This is a genomic window from Pseudomonas sp. KT_2_4 (assembly GCF_041410225.1).
Classification (GTDB): Bacteria; Pseudomonadota; Gammaproteobacteria; order Pseudomonadales; family Pseudomonadaceae; genus Aquipseudomonas; species Aquipseudomonas paracarnis.
In genome coordinates this window covers 462,973-480,637 of sequence record NZ_CP166962.1, presented here as the reverse complement: position 1 = coordinate 480,637, position 17,665 = coordinate 462,973, and the positions used below count along the sequence as shown (strand labels likewise).

Below are 17,665 nucleotides of genomic sequence, written 5' to 3'. Positions count from 1 at the left end.
ACGTGCCCTTTAGAACTTGTAGGTAGCCGACAGACTGACCACATCACCTGAAGATTCGGCTTTGCCGTCCAGTTGGGCGGCTCCGAGACGATCAACGTTCTTGGTCTTCAGATTGACCTTCTGGACGAATTGGTGCGAATACGCGGCATCCACTGACAGACCAGGCACAGCCTTGATGTCATAACCGGCACCAAACGCCAAGAAATAGCGGTCGCCGTCGGGGATCCGGGGGTCACGCGTGGAGTTACGGGTAGGTGTCTGGTCGTAAGCTACACCGGCACGCAGGGTAAGTTCGTCAGTGGCTTTATAGTCGCCACCGATCGAGGTCATCCAGGCGTTCTTGTAGTTGTACGGGATGGCAACAATAGTCGAGCCTTGCGACTTGAGTGTCAGGTCTTTGAACGAAGACCATTCAGTCCACTGGGCGCTGACACCTAATGTCCAGCGATCATTGAACTGGTGGACCCAGTCAATCGCCGCAGTAGCCGGAATATCCAACTGAGTGCTGGCATGCGCCCCGTCCGGGAAAAGCTTCAGCCCCGGATACGCCATTTCAACCAATGTTTCGCCGTTCGGTCCAATAGGATTGGTCATCGCGTTGCGACCGATAGCATCCGTATAGACATTGTATTTGCCGGTCATCTTGTTTTTGATTTTGGCGTGATAGTTCAAGCCCAGTGTGTCTTGCGCCGTCGGCTTCCATACCACACCGCCAAACCAACCGACCGAGATATTATCGACTTTCACACGCATCAACGAATGCCCTACACCGGTCGGAAAGCCGGTCCCGCCGAGTCCGGGAGAGACGTCCGCCGCTGCCAGCAAGTCGACGTTCTGGCTGACAAATCCCTGGCTGCGTTGGACGATGGCGCCACCGCCGACCGAAAACTGGTCATTGACCTTGAACGACAGTGAGCCTGTCAGGCCAACGGTCTCAATTTTGGTGTCGACTGCAAAATCCCGCAGCTTGGAGTCTTCGTTCCAAGTTGTTCTCATGCCCTGGGGGACCACCTGGCTCAAGCCAAACGCAAAGCGGTCGCCGATTGGGATCACCAGGAAACCGGTTGGCAGCCACGCGGTAAAGCCACCTTGCCCCCCGTTATTGTTATTGAGCGTCGGATCGCCCATGCTGCCCTGATCATCCAATACCGGCGTATTGGTCACAGGATTACCGTTGTGGTCAAAAGCCTGACCCGAATATTTGATCTTGACCCGGGCATAATCGACAGTCTGCTGCGCGATAGTTGAATCGATGAACGCCATGGCCGCCGGGTTGTTGTACGCGGCACTGGGGTCGTTCTTGAACAATGAACCGCCGCCAAACGCGCGGCCCCAGCCAGGCGCACCGTAGGTTGGCGTGGAGAAGCCGCCCGCCTGCACATGTCCCGTGGTCATCAAACCTCCCAACAGCGCCAACCCCAGTAACGTGTGAGCGTGTTGTTTCTTATTATTCATGCGCTGCTCCTTATTATTATTTCGCCCGGCCCCTGCCGGTGGGTCGTGTGGCCGCAGGCACACCGTAAGTACCCTGCCCAACCGATGCCTCGCATGAGGCATCGGCCTTTCACGGGTGATCAGCCCTCTGGAGTCACATGCTTACGGGTTAACCGTCAGCGTCGGGGCAACAACATTCAGCGATACGACGGTGCAGTTGCCGGTCAGCGACTGATTGGTGGCCGAAAGTGTTTTGGTACCAGGAGTCCACGCCACGGCAATGGTGGTAGGGCCGCAGTTAGTGGCCGGAATCGAGGAGATTTTGTAGCCTACGTTGGTCACGGTGCCGGTGGTGCCCGTCGCTGCGGTAAGAACCCAAGGCAGGTTAGTCAGCGTGGGCAGTGCGCACAGGCCGCCGCCGGTCAAGGACGCACCGTTGATAGAAGCCACGCCACCGCTAACGTTGCCGGTAAAGGTAATGCCGCAAGTCACTGCCGCACCGAAGGATGAGGGCGACTTCACCACGATGGTACCGGCATTAGTCGAGAACGGACCGTCTGGAGAAACGGACGCCGCGCTCGCCATGGAGGCGGCACCAAAGCACAGAGCAAACGAAGTTGCACAAACGAGGGTTTTCAAGCTTTTCATTGTTTTTCCTCACATGTTATGGCGATTCATTTCGCCAGGGGTAATGGCCATGATCGAGAGGTCACGGTGAAACTGCAGAACTTCCCTTTCCAGCCAAATTTCAATGCATTTACCGCTACAACTGTCGGAACGTGTTATTCGACAACTTTGAAGTTGGGCGGCATCTTGATCGACACCGTCTTGATCTTGCAGTCTTCGCCAATCGCAACATCGGCGGCTTCCAACTTGCCGGTGGCGTTATCCCAAGTACCGTCGGCCGTCGACGGCCCACACTTGCCACCCAGGCCAAAGGCATGCACGTCCACGCTGATCTTCGACATGGAGCCGCTTTTTGTATCTTTGGCGATTAACACCCAAGGCAAGTTGATGGCTTCGACACGGCTGCACTTGAGGCCACCGTCGAACTCGACTTTGTCGACATTCACCGATGAACCATCGGCTGCAACCTTGCCGGCTACCTTGATGGTGCAGTCGGCACTGATGAGCTTGCCTTTGGAAAAGCTGATAGGTCCTTGGGCAGTGAAGGCACTGCCAGCAGGTTCGATACGCGCAGCCTGAGCCTGGTGGTAAGCAATCAAACCCATGGCCGCCAACAGGATGTGGGCGGTGAACTTGGCAGAACTTTGCATGGTGTACGTCCTTCCCTTGAAATTATTGTTGTAGGGTCAAACCAGGTTCTTGCACTCAAAACGCCGGGCGACAAGGACCTGCGCGATACACAGATCCCGAGTACACCCTGAAGGCTTACTTCATCTCAAAACGGCTTGGCACTACCGCTGTACTTCTCCAGATACTTCAAACGCTTTGACGGCTGAAGATTGGTCAGGTTGATATCGCCGGCATAGTGATTCAGTACACGATGGTCCATGCGACGCCGCCACAAGTACGGCACATAAGCCCAGACAATCATGCTGGCGTAGCCATAGGGAAGTTGCGGTGACTCATCAAAATGACGCAGCGACTGATAACTGCGCGTGGGGTTGGCATGGTGATCGGAGTGCCGTTGCAACTGGAACAGAAAGATATTGGTGACAATCCGATTACTGTTCCACGAGTGACGCGGCGAGCAGCGTTCATAACGACCATTGGGCAACTTCTGACGCTTGAGGCCGTAATGCTCGACATAGTTCACCACTTCCAGCAACGAGAACCCGTAGATGCCCTGGATAATCAGGAACGGAATTACCGCCGCCCCCAGCCAGGCAATCATTGCGCCCCACAACACCACGCTATACATCCAGGCGCTGAGCACCGCGTTCTTCCAGTGCAGGGCCGGCAGGCCGAGTTTGCGCAGGCGTTCGCGCTCCAGGTTCCAGGCCGACACAGCGCTGAACCACACCGAACGCGGCAGGAATGCCCAGAAACTTTCACCCAGGCGCGAGCTGGCCGGGTCTTCCGGCGTGGCGACCCGCACGTGATGGCCACGGTTATGTTCGGTGTAAAAGTGGCCATAGAAGGTCGGCGCCAGGGTGACCTTGGCCAGGAACACTTCCAAGGGCTTGGGTTTGTGCCCCAGCTCATGGGCGGTGTTGATGGCAATGCCGGTGGCGGCCCCGGTGGACATGGCCATGCCCACATACGTCAACCAGCTGACTGCACCGTGAAGTTCAGTGCGTGCGGTGATGAACGCGGCGGTCCTGGCCAGCCAGTTCGAGGGTTCCAGGGTGGCCGTGGCCCGCAACAGGCCGCCGTTGATGATCCAGTCGATACCGCCCGCAGCGAGCCAACCGGTGATCACCACCGAGGCAATCACAAACAGCACGCCGGTGTAGACGATCCAGCGGTAGTAGCGTTGGGATTCAAGGTGGCTGACCGCAGATTCGGGCGGGTTGCTGACGTCTTCGCCGAGCAGGCCGTCAATCAGCGGGATCAAGCCGAAGATCACCAGCACGCCCACCCACCACAGTTGTTGCACGCCTGTGGTGATGGCAAGGGCGCCGGAGAGCAAGGGCGTCGCCAGCGGCATAATGCCCAGCCACCACAGGTGGCGTTTGCCGTCGGCCCACACGGTCGCAGCTGCCAGAGTCTGGTTCATGGCAGCCTCCGCACACATTCGGTAGGCAATGCGGCAGCGGTGCGCTGACTGCTGCGAGAAATCATGCATGCGATAAAAGGCGTTTTTTTCATTATTTTATTCGCTCTTAGGCATTTCAAAAATAATTTCAAATTACACATTGAAATAATTTTTTTAAATAAATAGCGCGGAATCGTTAGGTCGTCAACTAGTTTCTCCAGCCCTTTTTTCCGTGACCGAGCAGTCTCTTTTCAGCCATCTGGTCAGGTGCTCAGGGGCAGGCGTCAACGCCAGGCGCCGCAGTCAGGTGGCACTGTTACTGGCTCGCCAGGGCGACAGGTGGGTTTAACGGCCGGACGCTCTCGCCGGGTCGAGCCCGCTTGGCCACCTGCTCCACCAGCGCCGCCACGCGCTCGGTGGCGGTGATCGGCAACATATGCCCACGGCCTTCGATCACTTGCATTTTCAGCCCTGGCACCTTGCTGGCCAGGGCCTGGCCGTGTTTCTGGAAGTCGAGCACCTTGTCCTGCGCGCCGTAGATCAGGCCGATGGGCAGGGTCAATCGGGAGTAGCGCTTGACCATCTCCGGCAGGTGGTCGTTGACCCGGTTGATCTCGGTGGACGCGGCGTAGAAATTGTCGGGGCGCATGCCCAGCAAACCGCCGCCACGGGTGGCAAAGTCCGGCGGCGCAGGATCGGGGGCAAATACGCCCTTCACCACCGAGTCTTTGGTCAGCAGGCCGATGGGCAGGGTCAAGGTGTGCGCCACCCAGCGCCGCAGCCAGGCCGGGCGCACGGCCAGAGACAGAAACACCAGCGGCAGCATGCGTTGGGGGTGAGTCAAGGGCGCAACCAGCACCAACCCGGACACCGCATGAGGATGGTCGAGGGCCAGCGCCAGGGCAATCGCTCCGCCCAGGGAGTGCCCCAGTATCAGCGGTTTGCCCAGATCCAGCGCCTTGATGAAGGCCGCGATTTGTCGCGCCTGGGCCGGCAAGTCTGCCGGCGTGCCGCTGTGCCGGGTGGAATAGCCTGAGCCCGGCCGGTCGAGGCTGATGACCCGAAAATGCTCACGCAACTGGCCGGACAAGGCATAGGTCAGGTTGCGACTGCTGCCCATCAGCCCGTGAATCATCACCAGCGGCGGGCCCTTGCCCTCTTCGACATAATGAAAGCGCTCGCCATCCACCTCGACGAAACGCCCGTTGATCGGCACGGTCGCTTCAATGCGCCGCGTCATCCAGGCACTCAAGCCCCATAACGCCGCACTGGCGCCCGCCAGCACACCCGCAGCGACAACCCATTCGACAGCCATAGCTCGGTCCTCTGCTTCCCTGCTGCTGGCGACCCGACCGGAATTGATCTGGCCCCAGCCATCGTCCACACCCTGGACCTAGACTTCATGCATACCACGTTCGTCCGTCGGACAAATCGCTCATGCGCAACAAGGCCCTAGCGTAGGCGAATTTTTCAGGTAGATTATTTAAAATCTTTTTTAAAATAATTAATTCAATTTTCCTTTGCAATGGTGTTCTATCTAAAAGACAAAACAAAAACAGGAGCACATCCGATGCCCAAGCGCTTTATTGACGAGGCAGCCCTATGAATGCCCCCAGTGACTCAATCGACATCGCCATCATTGGCTCCGGGTTCGCGGGCCTGTGCATGGCGATCAAACTCAAGGAAGCCGGGCTCACCGACTTCTTTATCGCCGAACAGGCCCAGACCCTCGGCGGTACATGGCGCGACAACCACTACCCAGGTTGCGCCTGCGACGTGCAGTCCCATGTGTATTCGTTTTCCTTTGCGCCCAACCCGAACTGGACGCGACAGTTCGCGGCGCAACCCGAGATACGCGCCTATCTGGAAGACTGCGCCAGGCGCTTCAAGCTGGCGCCCTACCTGCGCTTTGGCATGGGCCTGCAACGGGCGCTGTTTGATGAACAACAGCAGCGCTGGCAACTGACCTTCACTAACGGCCGCCACGTCAGCGCACGGGTGCTGGTGTCGGGAATGGGGGGCTTGTCGCGCCCGGCAATGCCAGATATCCCAGGGCTGGACAGTTTCAAGGGCAAGCGCTTCCACTCCCAGCAGTGGGATCACGAGTACTCCTTGAAGGGCAAGCGCGTGGCGGTGATCGGCACCGGTGCCAGCGCCATCCAATTCGTGCCGCAGATCGCCCCGCAGGTGGCGCACCTGGACCTGTTCCAGCGCACACCGCCGTGGATCATGCCCAAGCCTGATCGGCCGATTTCCGCTGCCGAGCGCTGGTTGTTCAAGCATGTACCGCTCACCCAGAAGCTGGTGCGTGCTGCGCTTTACTGGGCACTGGAGGGCCGCGTGGTGGGCTTTGCCCTGCATCCACGCCTGATGAAAATGGTGCAGAAAATCGCCCTGCGTCATCTGCGCAAACAGGTGGCCCGCCCTTCCCTGCGCAAAACCCTGACGCCGGACTACACCATCGGCTGCAAGCGCGTGCTGATTTCCAACGATTACTACCCGGCACTCTCGCGCAGCAATGTTGAGGTGATCACCGACAACGTGCTGCGCATCGAAGCCGACGGCGTGATCACCGCCGACGGTATCAAGCACCCCGCCGATTGCCTGATCTTCGGCACGGGTTTCCAGGCCAGCGACCCGTTGCCCCGTGGCTGCATCATCGGCCGTGACGGCATCGACCTGATGGATGCCTGGCGCGATGGCGCCCATGCCTACAAAGGCACCACCGTGCCGGGCTACCCGAACCTGTTTCTGATCGTGGGCCCCAATACTGGCCTGGGGCATAACTCGATGATCCTGATGATCGAGGCCCAGGTCGCGTACATCCTCGACGCCCTGAAACACATGCAGCGCCAGCGCCTTACCACGGTAGAGGTCAAGCCCGCCGTGGAGCACGCCTACAACCAGCAGTTGCAGGACAAGCTCAAGCGCACCATCTGGAACACCGGCGGCTGCCAGAGCTGGTACCTCGACCCGCGCACCGGCAAGAACACCACGCTGTGGCCCGGCTCGACCTGGCGCTTCAAGCAGGTCACCCGGCATTTTGCCCTCAAAGACTACAGCGTCAGCCAGGCGCCGGCGCCCGCCCTGCCGCGAGCGGTTGCAACGCCCCACTCCACCACAGAAGGCAGCCTGTCATGAAGTCATTCAACGGCCGCGTTGCGGCGATCACCGGCGCGGCTTCCGGCATGGGCCGCTCATTGGCCCTGGCCCTGGCGCGGGAAGGGTGTCACTTGGCGCTGGCAGACAAAAACAGCCAGGGCCTGGAACAGACCCTGGCGCTGATCCGCACCTCGACCTTGTCGCCCGTCACTGTCACCACCCAAGTGCTGGACGTGTCCGACCGCCAGGCCATGCACGATTGGGCAGCACGCTGCGTGGCCGAGCACGGCAAGGTCAACCTGGTCTTCAATAATGCCGGGGTGGCGCTGTCGAGCACCGTCGAAGGCGTGGATTACGCCGACCTGGAATGGATCGTCGGCATCAACTTCTGGGGAGTGGTGCATGGCACCAAGGCATTCCTGCCGTACCTCAAGGCCAGCGGCGACGGGCATATCATCAATACGTCCAGCGTGTTCGGCCTGTTCGCCCAGCCCGGCATGAGCGGCTACAACGCTACAAAGTTCGCGGTACGCGGCTTCACCGAAGCCTTGCGCCAGGAACTCGACCTGCAACGCTGCGGCGTGTCGGCCACCTGTGTGCACCCCGGTGGCATTCGTACAGACATCTGCCGCAGCAGCCGCATCGACGCGAACATGACCGGCTTTCTCATCCACAGCGAGCAACAAGCCCGCGCCGATTTCGAAAAACTCTTCATCACCGACGCCGACCAGGCCGCCAAAGTGATCCTGCAAGGCGTACGCAAAAACAAGCGTCGCGTGCTGATTGGCCGCGATGCCTATTTCCTCGACCTGCTCGCCCGTTGCCTGCCGGCGGCCTATCAGGCGCTGGTGGTGTTTGCCAGCAAGCGCATGGCGCCCAAACCGCGCACGCCGGTGTTTGAAACCAACGACGAGCCTCGACTCTGAACAGGAGCACGCACCATGTTGCCGATCCGTCGCGATATCCGTTTTGCCTTGCCTGCCGAGCGCATCAAGAACTGGCACGAACAAGGGCCCGTGGTCAGCCATTTCTTCAATGCCCTGTCGCTGCTGTTTCCCCAGGGCGAGCTGTTCTTCATGGACAGCGTGCGCCACTACCGTGGGCAGATCGACGATGCCGAACTGAAAAAAGAGATCCAGGGGTTTATCGGCCAGGAGGCCATGCACAGCCGTGAACACGTGGCGTATAACGACTTGCTGCAAGCGGCCGGCCTGCCGGCGCACACCCTTGACCGACGCTTGAAGTTCTTCCTCGACCTGCAGAAAAAACACCTGCCGGCGTCGTTCAACCTGGCGGTGACCATCGCCCTGGAACACTACACCGCCATGCTCGCGGAAATCCTGCTGAGCGACCCTTCGCGCTTTGGCGACTCACTCAAGGGTTACCAGCAGATGTGGTACTGGCACGCCCTGGAAGAAACCGAACACAAAGCCGTGGCGTTCGATGTGTGGAACAGGGTGATCAAGCCAGGGCCTGCACGTTACCTGCTGCGCACCGGCACCATGCTGACCACCAGCGTGCTGTTCTGGGTGGTGGTGCTGGATTTTCACGTGCGCCTGTTGATCGCCGACCGCACTTCGGGCGGCACGCTGAAGGGCTTGTGGCGCATGGTGAAGTTCTTGTATGGGCCCAAGGGTGTGTTTCCACGGATGTTCCGGCCGTGGCTGCATTACTTCAAGCCGGGCTTTCATCCCTGGGATCATGACAACCGGGCACGATTGGCGGGCATTGACCGGTTGGTCGAAGAGATAGAGCGCACGCGCCGCAGCTACGACGCTTATCAAACTGACGCCTCCTGACCTAAATGCGGGAGCGGGCTTGCTCGCGAAAGCGGTGGGTCAGTCATATTGATGTCGACTGACACGCCGCCTTCGCGAGCAAGCCCGCTCCCACAGGGGGATCGCGTTAAGGCAGTGAGGGTTACGCCAGGCTCTTGCTGACCACCTCAAACACATCGCTGGACAGTTCACCCGCACCCAGGATGCGCTCCAGCTCCGCCTTCATCAGCGCCTGCCGGGCGCTGTCGTATTTACGCCAGCGTGTCAGCGGCGCCAGTTGGCGCGAGGCGATCTGCGGGTTCAAGGTATTGAGCTGGATTACCAGGTCGGCCAGGAAGCGATAGCCCGAGCCATCCGCCGCATGGAAGTTGATCAGGTTCTGCCCGGCAAATGCGCCCACCAGTGCGCGCACCTTGTTGGGGTTCTTGATGGTGAACGCCGGGTGCTCCATCAACGCCTTGACCCGCGCCAGCCCGCCCGGCAAGGTGCTGCCGGCCTGTACGCTGAACCATTGGTCCATGACCAGCGGGTTGTCCTTGAAATTTTCGGCAAACACCGCCAAGGCCTGGGCTTTCTCTGCTTCGAACGGCGAGTTCACCAACACCGCCAACGCCGTCAGGCGTTCGGTCATGTTATCGCTGGTGTCGAACTGATCCAGGGTGGCCGCCAACACTTCTGGCTTGCCGCTGAGCATCAGGTACGACAGCGCGATGTTCTGCAGCGCACGCCGGGCGAAGTGCTCGGCTTCTGCCACGTAAGGCGTTTGCTTGGACAGCTCGCGGTTGGCCTGGTAGCGCAGCCACAAGCCTTCGAACAGGTTGTCGGCCAGTTGCTTGCGGGCAAACTCGCGGGCAGCGTGGATAGCGTCCACATCCGCCACCTCGCTGATTTCCGTGAGGTAGGCTTCGCTCGGCAACGAGAGCATTTCGGCGACCATGGCCTGGTCCAGGCTTTCATCACTCAACACCGTGCGCAGCGCGTCGATCAAGCGTTGATCAAGCTTCAGCGGCTGGCCCGCCTGATGCTGGCCGATCAGCTCCTGCAACACCTGCACGGCCAACTGCTGGCCGGCATCCCAGCGGTTGAAACCGTCGCTGTCGTGCTGCATCAGGAACATCAGTTGATCGCGGCTGTAGGGGAAGCTGAGCTTCACCGGCGCCGAGAAACCACGCAGCAACGAAGGCAAGGGTTTTTCAGCGATGTCGACGAAGGTAAAGGTCTGTTCCGCTTCGGTTACCGAGATTACCCGCGAAGTGTCGCCCGCCGTCGCTTCACCGGCCAGGCGCAAGGCAATGCCGGCGCCCTGCCCGTCCAGCAAGCCCAGCGCCACCGGGATCACGAAGGGCAACTTCTCGACCTTATCCGGAGTGGGTGGGCAGCTCTGGCGGAAGGTCAGGCTGTAGGTCTTGGCCGCCGCATCGTAGGCTTCGCTCACCGCCAGGCGCGGGGTACCGGCCTGGCTGTACCAGCGCTTGAACTGGCTGAGGTCGGCGCCGTTGGCGTCTTCCATGGCCTTGATGAAGTCGTCGCAGGTCACGGCCTGGCCGTCATGGCGGTCGAAATACAGGTCGCTGCCTTTGCGAAAGCCCTCGGCACCGAGCAAGGTGTGGATCATGCCGACCACTTCCGAGCCCTTTTCATACACGGTCAGGGTGTAGAAGTTGGAGATCTCGATAAAGCTGTCCGGGCGCACGGCGTGGGCCATGGGGCCGGCATCTTCAGCGAACTGGTGGGTACGCAGGTACGCCACGTCCTGGATGCGTTTGACCGTGGCCGAGTTCATGTCGGCAGAGAAGCCCGAGTCACGGAACACGGTGAAGCCTTCCTTGAGCGACAGTTGGAACCAGTCGCGGCAGGTCACGCGGTTGCCCGACCAGTTATGGAAGTATTCGTGGGCGACGATGGCTTCGACGCGCTGGTGAGCGGCGTCTGTAGCGGTTTCGGCGCGGGCCAGCACGGCGCTGGAGTTGAAGATGTTAAGGCCCTTGTTCTCCATGGCGCCCATGTTGAAGTCGTTGACCGCGACGATCATGAAGATGTCGAGGTCGTACTCGCGGCCGTAGGTCTCTTCGTCCCAGCGCATGGATTTTTTCAGGCTGGTCATGGCGTGCTGGCACTTGTCGATATTTTCCGGCTCGACGTAGATGCGTAGCGCGACTTCGCGGTTGGTCATGGTAGTGAAGCTGTCTTCAACGCACCACAGGTCACCGGCCACCAAGGCAAACAGGTAGGCCGGTTTCTTGAACGGGTCTTCCCAGGTCGCCCAGTGCCGGCCGTCTTCACCGGGGCCGCTGGCGATCGGGTTGCCGTTGGACAACAGCACCGGGTAGCTGTGCTGCTCGGCGATCACCGTGGTGGTGAACACGCTCATCACGTCCGGGCGGTCGAGGTAATAGGTGATCTTGCGGAAACCTTCGGCCTCGCACTGGGTGCAGAACATACCGCTGGATTTGTACAAGCCTTCCAGGGCGGTGTTGGTTTCTGGGTGGATCTTGACGGTGGTGTCGAGGGTGAAGGTCTCACTCTTGGGCTGCACGGTCAGGTGGCTGTCGGTCAGCTGGTAGTCAGCGTCCGTCAACGGCTGGTCGGCCAGGTTGACACTCAACAGCTCAAGTTGCTGGCCATCGAGCACCAATGGCGGCAAACCGGCGCCGCGCTCGGGGTTGCGGCGCATCACCAGCTGCGCGTGGACCAGGCTGTGGTCCTCGAACAACTCGAAGGTCAGGTGCGTCTCGTCGATCAGGTAGTCCGGCGCCTGATAGTCCTTAAGGTAAATCATCTTCGGTTGTTCGGTGCGCATGCTGGGGATCCTTCTACTGATGCACGGCGAGCTGATAGGCCGTGTATTTACGAATGTTGATGACGCCGGTGTCGAAGATCAGGTATTGGCCCTTGATCCCCAGCAGCGTGCCTTCGGCAATCGGGTTCTTGTCCAGGTTGAAGCTGACGATCTTGGTCGGATACTGCTCGACCGGGTAGCGGATTTCAATCGGCTCGATGTCGGCAATGGTTTGGATGGCTTGCAGGCCAAAGCGTTCCTGCAAACCCAGCAAGCCCTCGGCGCAAGAGGCGAACAGCTCATCACGCACCGGCTTGAGGTCCACCGCTTGCGCGTCGCCCTTGAGCAAGGCGCGCCAGTTGGTCTTGTCGGCCACCTGGCTGCGGAACAGGTCTTCGACGAAGCCCGATTGCTGACGTGTCGCCACGCGCATGATCGGCAGCGCCTGGCTGGCGCCCTGGTCCAGCCAACGGGTGGGCAACTGCGTAGCACGCGTAATGCCGACCTTGATGCCCGACGAGTTGGCCAGGTACACCACGTGGTCGGTCATGCAGAATGTCTCGCCCCAGCCCGGATCGCGGCAGGTACCGGCGTCGTAATGGCAACGCTCGGGGCTCATGATGCACAGGTCACACTGGGCCAGCTTGGTCATGCAGGGGTAGCAGTAGCCCTGGCTGAAGCTGGTCTTGGTCTTGCGCCCGCAATGGCTGCAATGAATCGCGCCCAGGTATTCCAGGCGGATATGGGTACCGATCAGCGGATTGACCGGCACCTCGGTGCTTCCTAAGCGAAAGGCGTATTGAACGGTCGGCTCACCGAGCTGCGCCGACATTTTGCTGACTGCACCGCGACCAATTTCAATCAATGGATCGCGTCCGACTTGAACAGGATATTCGGTACTGGCGCGGATTTGGACGCGCACTCCTGCGGGCCCATATAGCCGGTGCGCTGCTCTTCGGGCAGGTTCTGGATCTCCCAGGCGATCATCGCTTGCAACGACAATTCGCGCTGCTCGGCGGTGAGCTTGCGGCCATCGGACCATTTGCCGATCTCTACCGCGAGCTTGAGGCTCTCGTAGATGTCCGGGGTGATGTTTTCGATCATTTCAGCAAAAGAGGACATAAGGCTCTTCCTTATCAAAGAGACGCTTTGCGACGGTTGTACAAACCACCGAGCAAACCCGTCAAGCAACCGATGACCAACCCGCCCACATGGGCCGCGTTGGCGATTTCGCCGAAACCGATCATCGAGACCAGCCCCGACAGGCAGAGCAACAACCACACCAGCATCATCACCAGCACCCCACGGGGCAGGCGATAGGCCGGGTTGGGCGACAATAATTGAAAGATCCAGCAGTGCCCGAGCAGGCCGTACAACACGCCAGACAAGCCGCCAAACAAGCCGGGGCCACCGTAGGCGTATTGCACGTAGTTGGAGACCAGGCTGAACAACAGGGTCAGGCCCAGCAGGTTGATGCTGCCCTGGCGCGCTTCAATGCGCCGACCCAGCTCCCAGTACCACATGCCGTTCATCGCCAGATGCAGGATGCCGAAGTGGATCAGCATCGGCGTGACCAGGCGCCACCACTGCCCCGAGGCCAGGGTGTCAGCCAACGGCGTGAACTGGATGTACTCGCCCAGCACCCGGAACGGCAGGAAGGTCAGCCAGGCCATGGTTTGCAGGTTTTCACCCAGCAGGGTCACCGCACCCACAATCAGGCTGGCCAACAGCACCAGCGCGGTGACTGGGCTGTGGCGCACCTGCTGGACAAAACCTGGCCGCGCAACCGGCGCCTGCTCGGGAATGTCCAGTTGCTGGTCGGGGTCGCCAGCGGGGAAACGTTGATACAGCACGCGCACGTCGTCGCTGATGGCCTCGGGCACCCACAGCACCTGTTCACCGGCCTCCTCGCTGACGCGGTGCGGCACCTGCATGCGGTGCAGCAACTTGACGAAACCACCCAGGTCGACGCTCAGGGGCAAGCGCAATACAGCTACGGTACTCATGGAATGGCCTCTGGTCGCTCAACGTCGACCCATACGAATTTACGCGGATCCAGCTGGGTTTCCTGGTCCAGTCGATACGCCACCAGCTTGCCGTACAGCACCGCGCTGTAGTCCAGGCAGGCCAGGTTCGGGCGGATCGGCACGGGTTTGCCGCTGCGCCAGTAGTGGCCGACGAACAACAGCGGTTCATCGACGCCATAGCGCAGCAAAGAATTCTTTTGTGTGGACGACAACGGCGTGCGTGCCACCGGCTCCGGCAAGGCGTCGGGCTGGAACACGATGTCGCCGTAGGTCTTGGGGTCGTCTTCCCAGAACTTGGTGCGAAAGAACGAACGCGTCAGGCCATCGCCACCGGTCAGGGTGAGCCCATCGGGCAGGCGCATATCGGTGCCGCGCAACAGGCGATCGAATGCATTGCAGGCGAAACTGCCCGGTACGGCGGCGGCTTGCAGGAAGTGTTGGTCGATGCAGCCGTCCGGGAAGGTGGCGCGCAGCGGCTGGATAAAACTGTCATCCCAGCACGCGTGCACCACGCGGAAACGCCCGGCATCGACAAACAGCGGCATGTCGTAGAACCAGCCGAGGAAGTCGTGCCAGTCGGCCGGGTGGTGTTCGAACTGGGTCAGGGTCTCGTGGATCAAGCGGGCGTGGCGCGGGTTGTGCTCACGCACAAACTGCTTGCCGCTGCCCGGCGGGGCCGGCGTGGTCCAGCCCAGCGCATTGAACTCGTGGTTGCCCATGATGCACAGCGCCTGGCCGGCCTCGGTCATATCGTGGACGATATGCAGCGCCTCACGGATGCGCGGGCCACGGTCGATGATATCGCCCAGGAACACCGCCATGCGTGACGGATGGCGCCAAGTGCCGCCCTGCTTGTGGTAACCCAATTGGTCGAGCAAGTGCTCAAGGGTATGAGCGCAACCGTGCACGTCACCAATCAGGTCGTAGCTACGCGCGGGATCGAGCATCAGTCGCCTCCACCTCCCAAGCGGCTGCCCCAGCCCAACTTGGTGCGGCACACTTCGTAGTAGTTGTGATCCAGCGGGTGGATCAAGCGCAACTTCTGTGCCTTCTTGCTCACGGTGATGGTGTCACCGGGGGCGCAGGTGAAATGGTTCTGCCCGTCGCAGGAGACTTGCGGGTAGATTTGCATGTCTTTGGACACCACGATTTTCAGCTCACTGTTGCCATCGACCACAATTGGCCGACTGGACAACATATGGGGGTACATCGGCACGATCACAATGGCATCGAGCTTGGGGTGCATGATCGGGCCGCCGGCCGACAGCGCGTAGGCGGTGGAACCTGTGGGCGTGGCGACGATCAGGCCGTCGGCCTTCTGGCTGCAGACGAACTGGCCGTCGATATACAGCTCGAACTCGATCATGCGCGTGGATTTGCCGGGGTGCAGCACCACGTCGTTAAGGGCATCGCCCTGGCCGATCGCCTCGCCATGGCGGCGCACTTCGGCCTGCAGCAGGAAGCGGTTCTCCACCAGGTAATGGCCGTCGAGCACCTTGGCCACTTCGACTTCCAGCTCATCGGGGCGGATGTCGGTGAGGAACCCCAGGCTGCCGCGGTTGATCCCCAGCACCGGCACGTTATGCCGCGCCAGCGCCCGGGCAGCGCCGAGCAGGCTGCCATCGCCACCGACCACGATGACCATGTCGCACACCTCGCCGAGCATCTTGCGCGACGAGGTTTGCAGTCCGTGGCCAGGGAGGATTTCAGCGATGGTGTCTTCGAGGATCACATGCAGGTGGCGCTCGAGCAGAAACTTCTTCAGCCGGCGGACGGTGTCCAACACCTGGGTACTGCCCAGGCGACCGATAATGCCGATATTGCGAAATTGCTCCATGGGGCTCCTGCGGGATCTGGGGTGAGGCAAAAAGAGCGATTATGGGCGAAAGGCCGTCTCAGGCAAAATCCTTTGTCGCCGCCACGCCTTGATGACAATGGTTCTCAGGCACCTTCTGCGCGCTGAAAAGGCTATGCTCGGACCATGACGCCATTCCCCGACTTGCACACCCTGCCCCGCCAACTGCGCCACCCCGAGGTGCGCGACCTGGCGTGGGTGATGCTCGCACCACCGATGCTGGCGCAGACGCCTTGGCCGCAGCGCCATCCGCTGGCGGGCAGTGACTGGGTGCAAGCCCCTCACCAACTCGAAGCCTGGCTGCGCCAGCTGGACCAGGACAGCAGCGCGTTGCAGCAGTGGTTGAGCCTGGCACGTACCCGGCGCCTGGGCCTGTACTACGAGCGCTTGTGGCAATTTGCGGTGCAGCAGGCGCCGGGCGTGGAGTTGCTGGCCGCCAATCTGCCGATCCGCCGTGCCGGGCACACGCTGGGCGAGTTGGACATGCTGCTGCGCGACCGCGAGGGGGTGCACCACCTGGAACTGGCGATCAAACTCTACCTGGGCCCGCAGGACGGCAACGGCCAGGACGCTACGCAATGGCTGGGGCCTGGCTGCCATGATCGGCTGGACCGCAAGCTGGCACACCTGGCCGAGCATCAATTGCCAATCTCTGCGCGGGCAGAAAGCCGCGGGGCCTTGGCGGCGCTGGATATCCAAGCGTTCGATGCGCACTTGTGGCTCGGCGGCTATCTGCTCTACCCCTGGCCCGGCGCGGCGCTCTCCCCCCTCGGCGCTCACCCGCAGCACCTGCGTGGACGCTGGTTGCATCAGCGCGACTGGACAGACTTTGTCAGCACCCGCCCAGAGGGCCGTTGGCAACCCCTGCCCCGCCATGCCTGGCTGGCGCCCGCGCATTACCCGGCCGATGAAGTGTGGAGTGAAGTGCAGATGAAAGGCTGGCTGGCAGACCTGGACCCGATGGCCCCGGCGCAGTTGCTGGTGCGCATGGTGCCGAACGGTGAGGAGTGGGAAGAAGCAGAGCGGTTGTTTCTGGTGGCCGATCTTTGGCCGAATGTACCGGGGACAGGCTGATAGGTGTGCGGTGTAATTGAGGGCCTCATCGCAGGCAAGCCAGCTCCCACATGGAACCGGCGGCGCCGCCAGAATGTGGGAGCTGGCTTGCCTGCGATGGCGATAGCCCAGGCGCTACAGCTTATCGATGTGCTGATACTCCAACTGAAGCCACACCGTTTGACGCGCCGCCTATCCCTGTGGGAGCTGGCTTGCCTGCGATGGCGATAGCCCAGGCGCTACAGCTTATCGATGTGCTGATAATCCAACTGAAGCCACACTGTTTGACGCGCCGCCTATCCCTGTGGGAGCTGGCTTGCCTGCGATGGCGATAGCCCAGGCGCTACAACTTATCGATGTGCTGATACTCCAACTGCAATCCGACCGCCAATTCCTCAGCACGCCCCAACCTGATAGGCCCACGTTCGATGTCAATCAGCATGCCTGGACACTCCAACCGCGGCAGCGCGCCCGTCGCCTTGAGCCGCCCATCGGTCACCACCAGCAGCTTCTGTTGCTCGGCCCGATAGCGCTTGCGCCGTGCCGCCAACCAATGCCCCGCCTCCGTCAGCGCAGCCAGCAACGGCGTCCCGCCGCCTGCTCCCAACTGCCCCAACCAATCGGCCAAGCCTTTCGCCGCCTTCAAGCCTTGCACCTGCCACTTCGGCGATTGCCCGCTGGCCGTCAATAACGCCATGCGCGCCCGTTGCCGATAAGCATCGTCAAACAGCTGAGCCAACAACCCCTTGGCATCGGTCAACGCCCGATGGCGCCGCGTGGACGCCGAGGCATCGACAATCACCAACCACAGTTCAGGAGCCGACCGGCTACGCAGGTGGAACAGCAGGTCCTCACGGCATTGCGGCCGCCCACCCAGCAACGTGCCCGGCCAATTGATCGCCCCGCGCTGTGCGCTGCGGGCCTTGCCCTGCCGGCCAGTGTTCAATCGCCCCGCCTGGGGCCGGGCATCCGCCC

At 61.0% G+C, this 17,665-nt stretch carries 16 protein-coding genes; 4 read left to right on the top strand and 12 right to left on the bottom strand.

Going from position 1 to position 17,665, the window contains the following annotated elements:
- Nucleotides 1–9 precede the first annotated feature (9 nt).
- From AB9N64_RS02155 to AB9N64_RS02135, 5 genes are all read right to left on the bottom strand, one after another.
- Complete coding sequence (locus tag AB9N64_RS02155; RefSeq protein ID WP_014718294.1) at nucleotides 10–1,455, bottom strand: outer membrane protein transport protein; 1,446 nt, start codon at nucleotides 1,453–1,455, stop codon at nucleotides 10–12.
- Between the two features lie 141 nt (nucleotides 1,456–1,596).
- Nucleotides 1,597–2,082: an alkane oxidation protein activator PraB gene (praB, locus tag AB9N64_RS02150; RefSeq protein WP_014718293.1), complete on the bottom strand. Its 486-nt coding sequence runs from the start codon at nucleotides 2,080–2,082 to the stop codon at nucleotides 1,597–1,599.
- Between the two features lie 134 nt (nucleotides 2,083–2,216).
- Nucleotides 2,217–2,711, bottom strand: coding sequence for an alkane oxidation protein activator PraA (praA, locus tag AB9N64_RS02145; protein ID WP_014718292.1), 495 nt, complete (start codon nucleotides 2,709–2,711; stop codon nucleotides 2,217–2,219).
- 125 nt (nucleotides 2,712–2,836) lie between these two features.
- Nucleotides 2,837–4,117, bottom strand: coding sequence for an alkane 1-monooxygenase (locus AB9N64_RS02140; protein ID WP_014718291.1), 1,281 nt, complete (start codon nucleotides 4,115–4,117; stop codon nucleotides 2,837–2,839).
- Between the two features lie 295 nt (nucleotides 4,118–4,412).
- On the bottom strand, nucleotides 4,413–5,411 hold the full coding sequence (locus AB9N64_RS02135) for an alpha/beta fold hydrolase (RefSeq protein WP_014718290.1): 999 nt from the start codon (nucleotides 5,409–5,411) through the stop codon (nucleotides 4,413–4,415).
- 287 nt (nucleotides 5,412–5,698) lie between these two features.
- Here AB9N64_RS02135 and AB9N64_RS02130 point away from each other — a divergent pair, with 287 nt between their 5' ends.
- From AB9N64_RS02130 to AB9N64_RS02120, 3 genes are read left to right on the top strand one after another with little or no spacing between them, the layout of a single operon-like run.
- Nucleotides 5,699–7,237, top strand: a complete 1,539-nt coding sequence (locus AB9N64_RS02130) for an NAD(P)/FAD-dependent oxidoreductase (RefSeq protein WP_014718289.1) — start codon at nucleotides 5,699–5,701, stop codon at nucleotides 7,235–7,237.
- Nucleotides 7,234–8,124 carry an SDR family oxidoreductase gene (locus tag AB9N64_RS02125; RefSeq protein WP_020301543.1) on the top strand — a complete coding sequence of 297 codons (891 nt, stop codon included), beginning with the start codon at nucleotides 7,234–7,236 and terminating at the stop codon, nucleotides 8,122–8,124. Before AB9N64_RS02130 ends, AB9N64_RS02125 begins: the two co-directional genes overlap by 4 nt.
- 15 nt (nucleotides 8,125–8,139) lie before the next feature.
- On the top strand, nucleotides 8,140–8,997 hold the full coding sequence (locus AB9N64_RS02120; RefSeq protein WP_014718287.1) for a metal-dependent hydrolase: 858 nt from the start codon (nucleotides 8,140–8,142) through the stop codon (nucleotides 8,995–8,997).
- Nucleotides 8,998–9,118: 121 nt separating this feature from the next.
- Here the strand turns inward: AB9N64_RS02120 and pepN are convergent, their stop codons facing one another.
- From pepN to AB9N64_RS02090, 6 genes are read right to left on the bottom strand one after another with little or no spacing between them, the layout of a single operon-like run.
- Nucleotides 9,119–11,776, bottom strand: coding sequence for an aminopeptidase N (gene pepN, locus AB9N64_RS02115; protein WP_019820227.1), 2,658 nt, complete (start codon nucleotides 11,774–11,776; stop codon nucleotides 9,119–9,121).
- A 13-nt stretch (nucleotides 11,777–11,789) separates the two neighbouring features.
- Complete coding sequence (locus AB9N64_RS02110) at nucleotides 11,790–12,620, bottom strand: DUF2797 domain-containing protein (protein ID WP_173877532.1); 831 nt, start codon at nucleotides 12,618–12,620, stop codon at nucleotides 11,790–11,792.
- On the bottom strand, nucleotides 12,617–12,877 hold the full coding sequence (locus AB9N64_RS02105; protein ID WP_003190750.1) for a YeaC family protein: 261 nt from the start codon (nucleotides 12,875–12,877) through the stop codon (nucleotides 12,617–12,619). The genes AB9N64_RS02110 and AB9N64_RS02105 overlap by 4 nt, the downstream gene beginning before the upstream one ends.
- A 14-nt stretch (nucleotides 12,878–12,891) precedes the next feature.
- On the bottom strand, nucleotides 12,892–13,761 hold the full coding sequence (locus tag AB9N64_RS02100; RefSeq protein ID WP_019820232.1) for a rhomboid family intramembrane serine protease: 870 nt from the start codon (nucleotides 13,759–13,761) through the stop codon (nucleotides 12,892–12,894).
- Nucleotides 13,758–14,732, bottom strand: coding sequence for a metallophosphoesterase (locus tag AB9N64_RS02095; protein WP_371360381.1), 975 nt, complete (start codon nucleotides 14,730–14,732; stop codon nucleotides 13,758–13,760). The genes AB9N64_RS02100 and AB9N64_RS02095 overlap by 4 nt, the downstream gene beginning before the upstream one ends.
- Nucleotides 14,729–15,619: an NAD(+) kinase gene (locus tag AB9N64_RS02090; RefSeq protein ID WP_003217892.1), complete on the bottom strand. Its 891-nt coding sequence runs from the start codon at nucleotides 15,617–15,619 to the stop codon at nucleotides 14,729–14,731. The genes AB9N64_RS02095 and AB9N64_RS02090 overlap by 4 nt, the downstream gene beginning before the upstream one ends.
- A 144-nt stretch (nucleotides 15,620–15,763) precedes the next feature.
- Between AB9N64_RS02090 and AB9N64_RS02085 the strand changes: the two genes are divergently transcribed.
- A complete protein-coding gene (locus AB9N64_RS02085) occupies nucleotides 15,764–16,711 on the top strand; it encodes a DUF1853 family protein (protein ID WP_201500733.1) in 948 nt (315 codons plus the stop codon).
- 322 nt (nucleotides 16,712–17,033) lie between these two features.
- Here AB9N64_RS02085 and AB9N64_RS02080 read toward each other — a convergent pair whose 3' ends face one another.
- On the bottom strand, nucleotides 17,034–17,636 hold the full coding sequence (locus tag AB9N64_RS02080; RefSeq protein ID WP_019820242.1) for a VWA domain-containing protein: 603 nt from the start codon (nucleotides 17,634–17,636) through the stop codon (nucleotides 17,034–17,036).
- Nucleotides 17,637–17,665 lie beyond the last annotated feature (29 nt).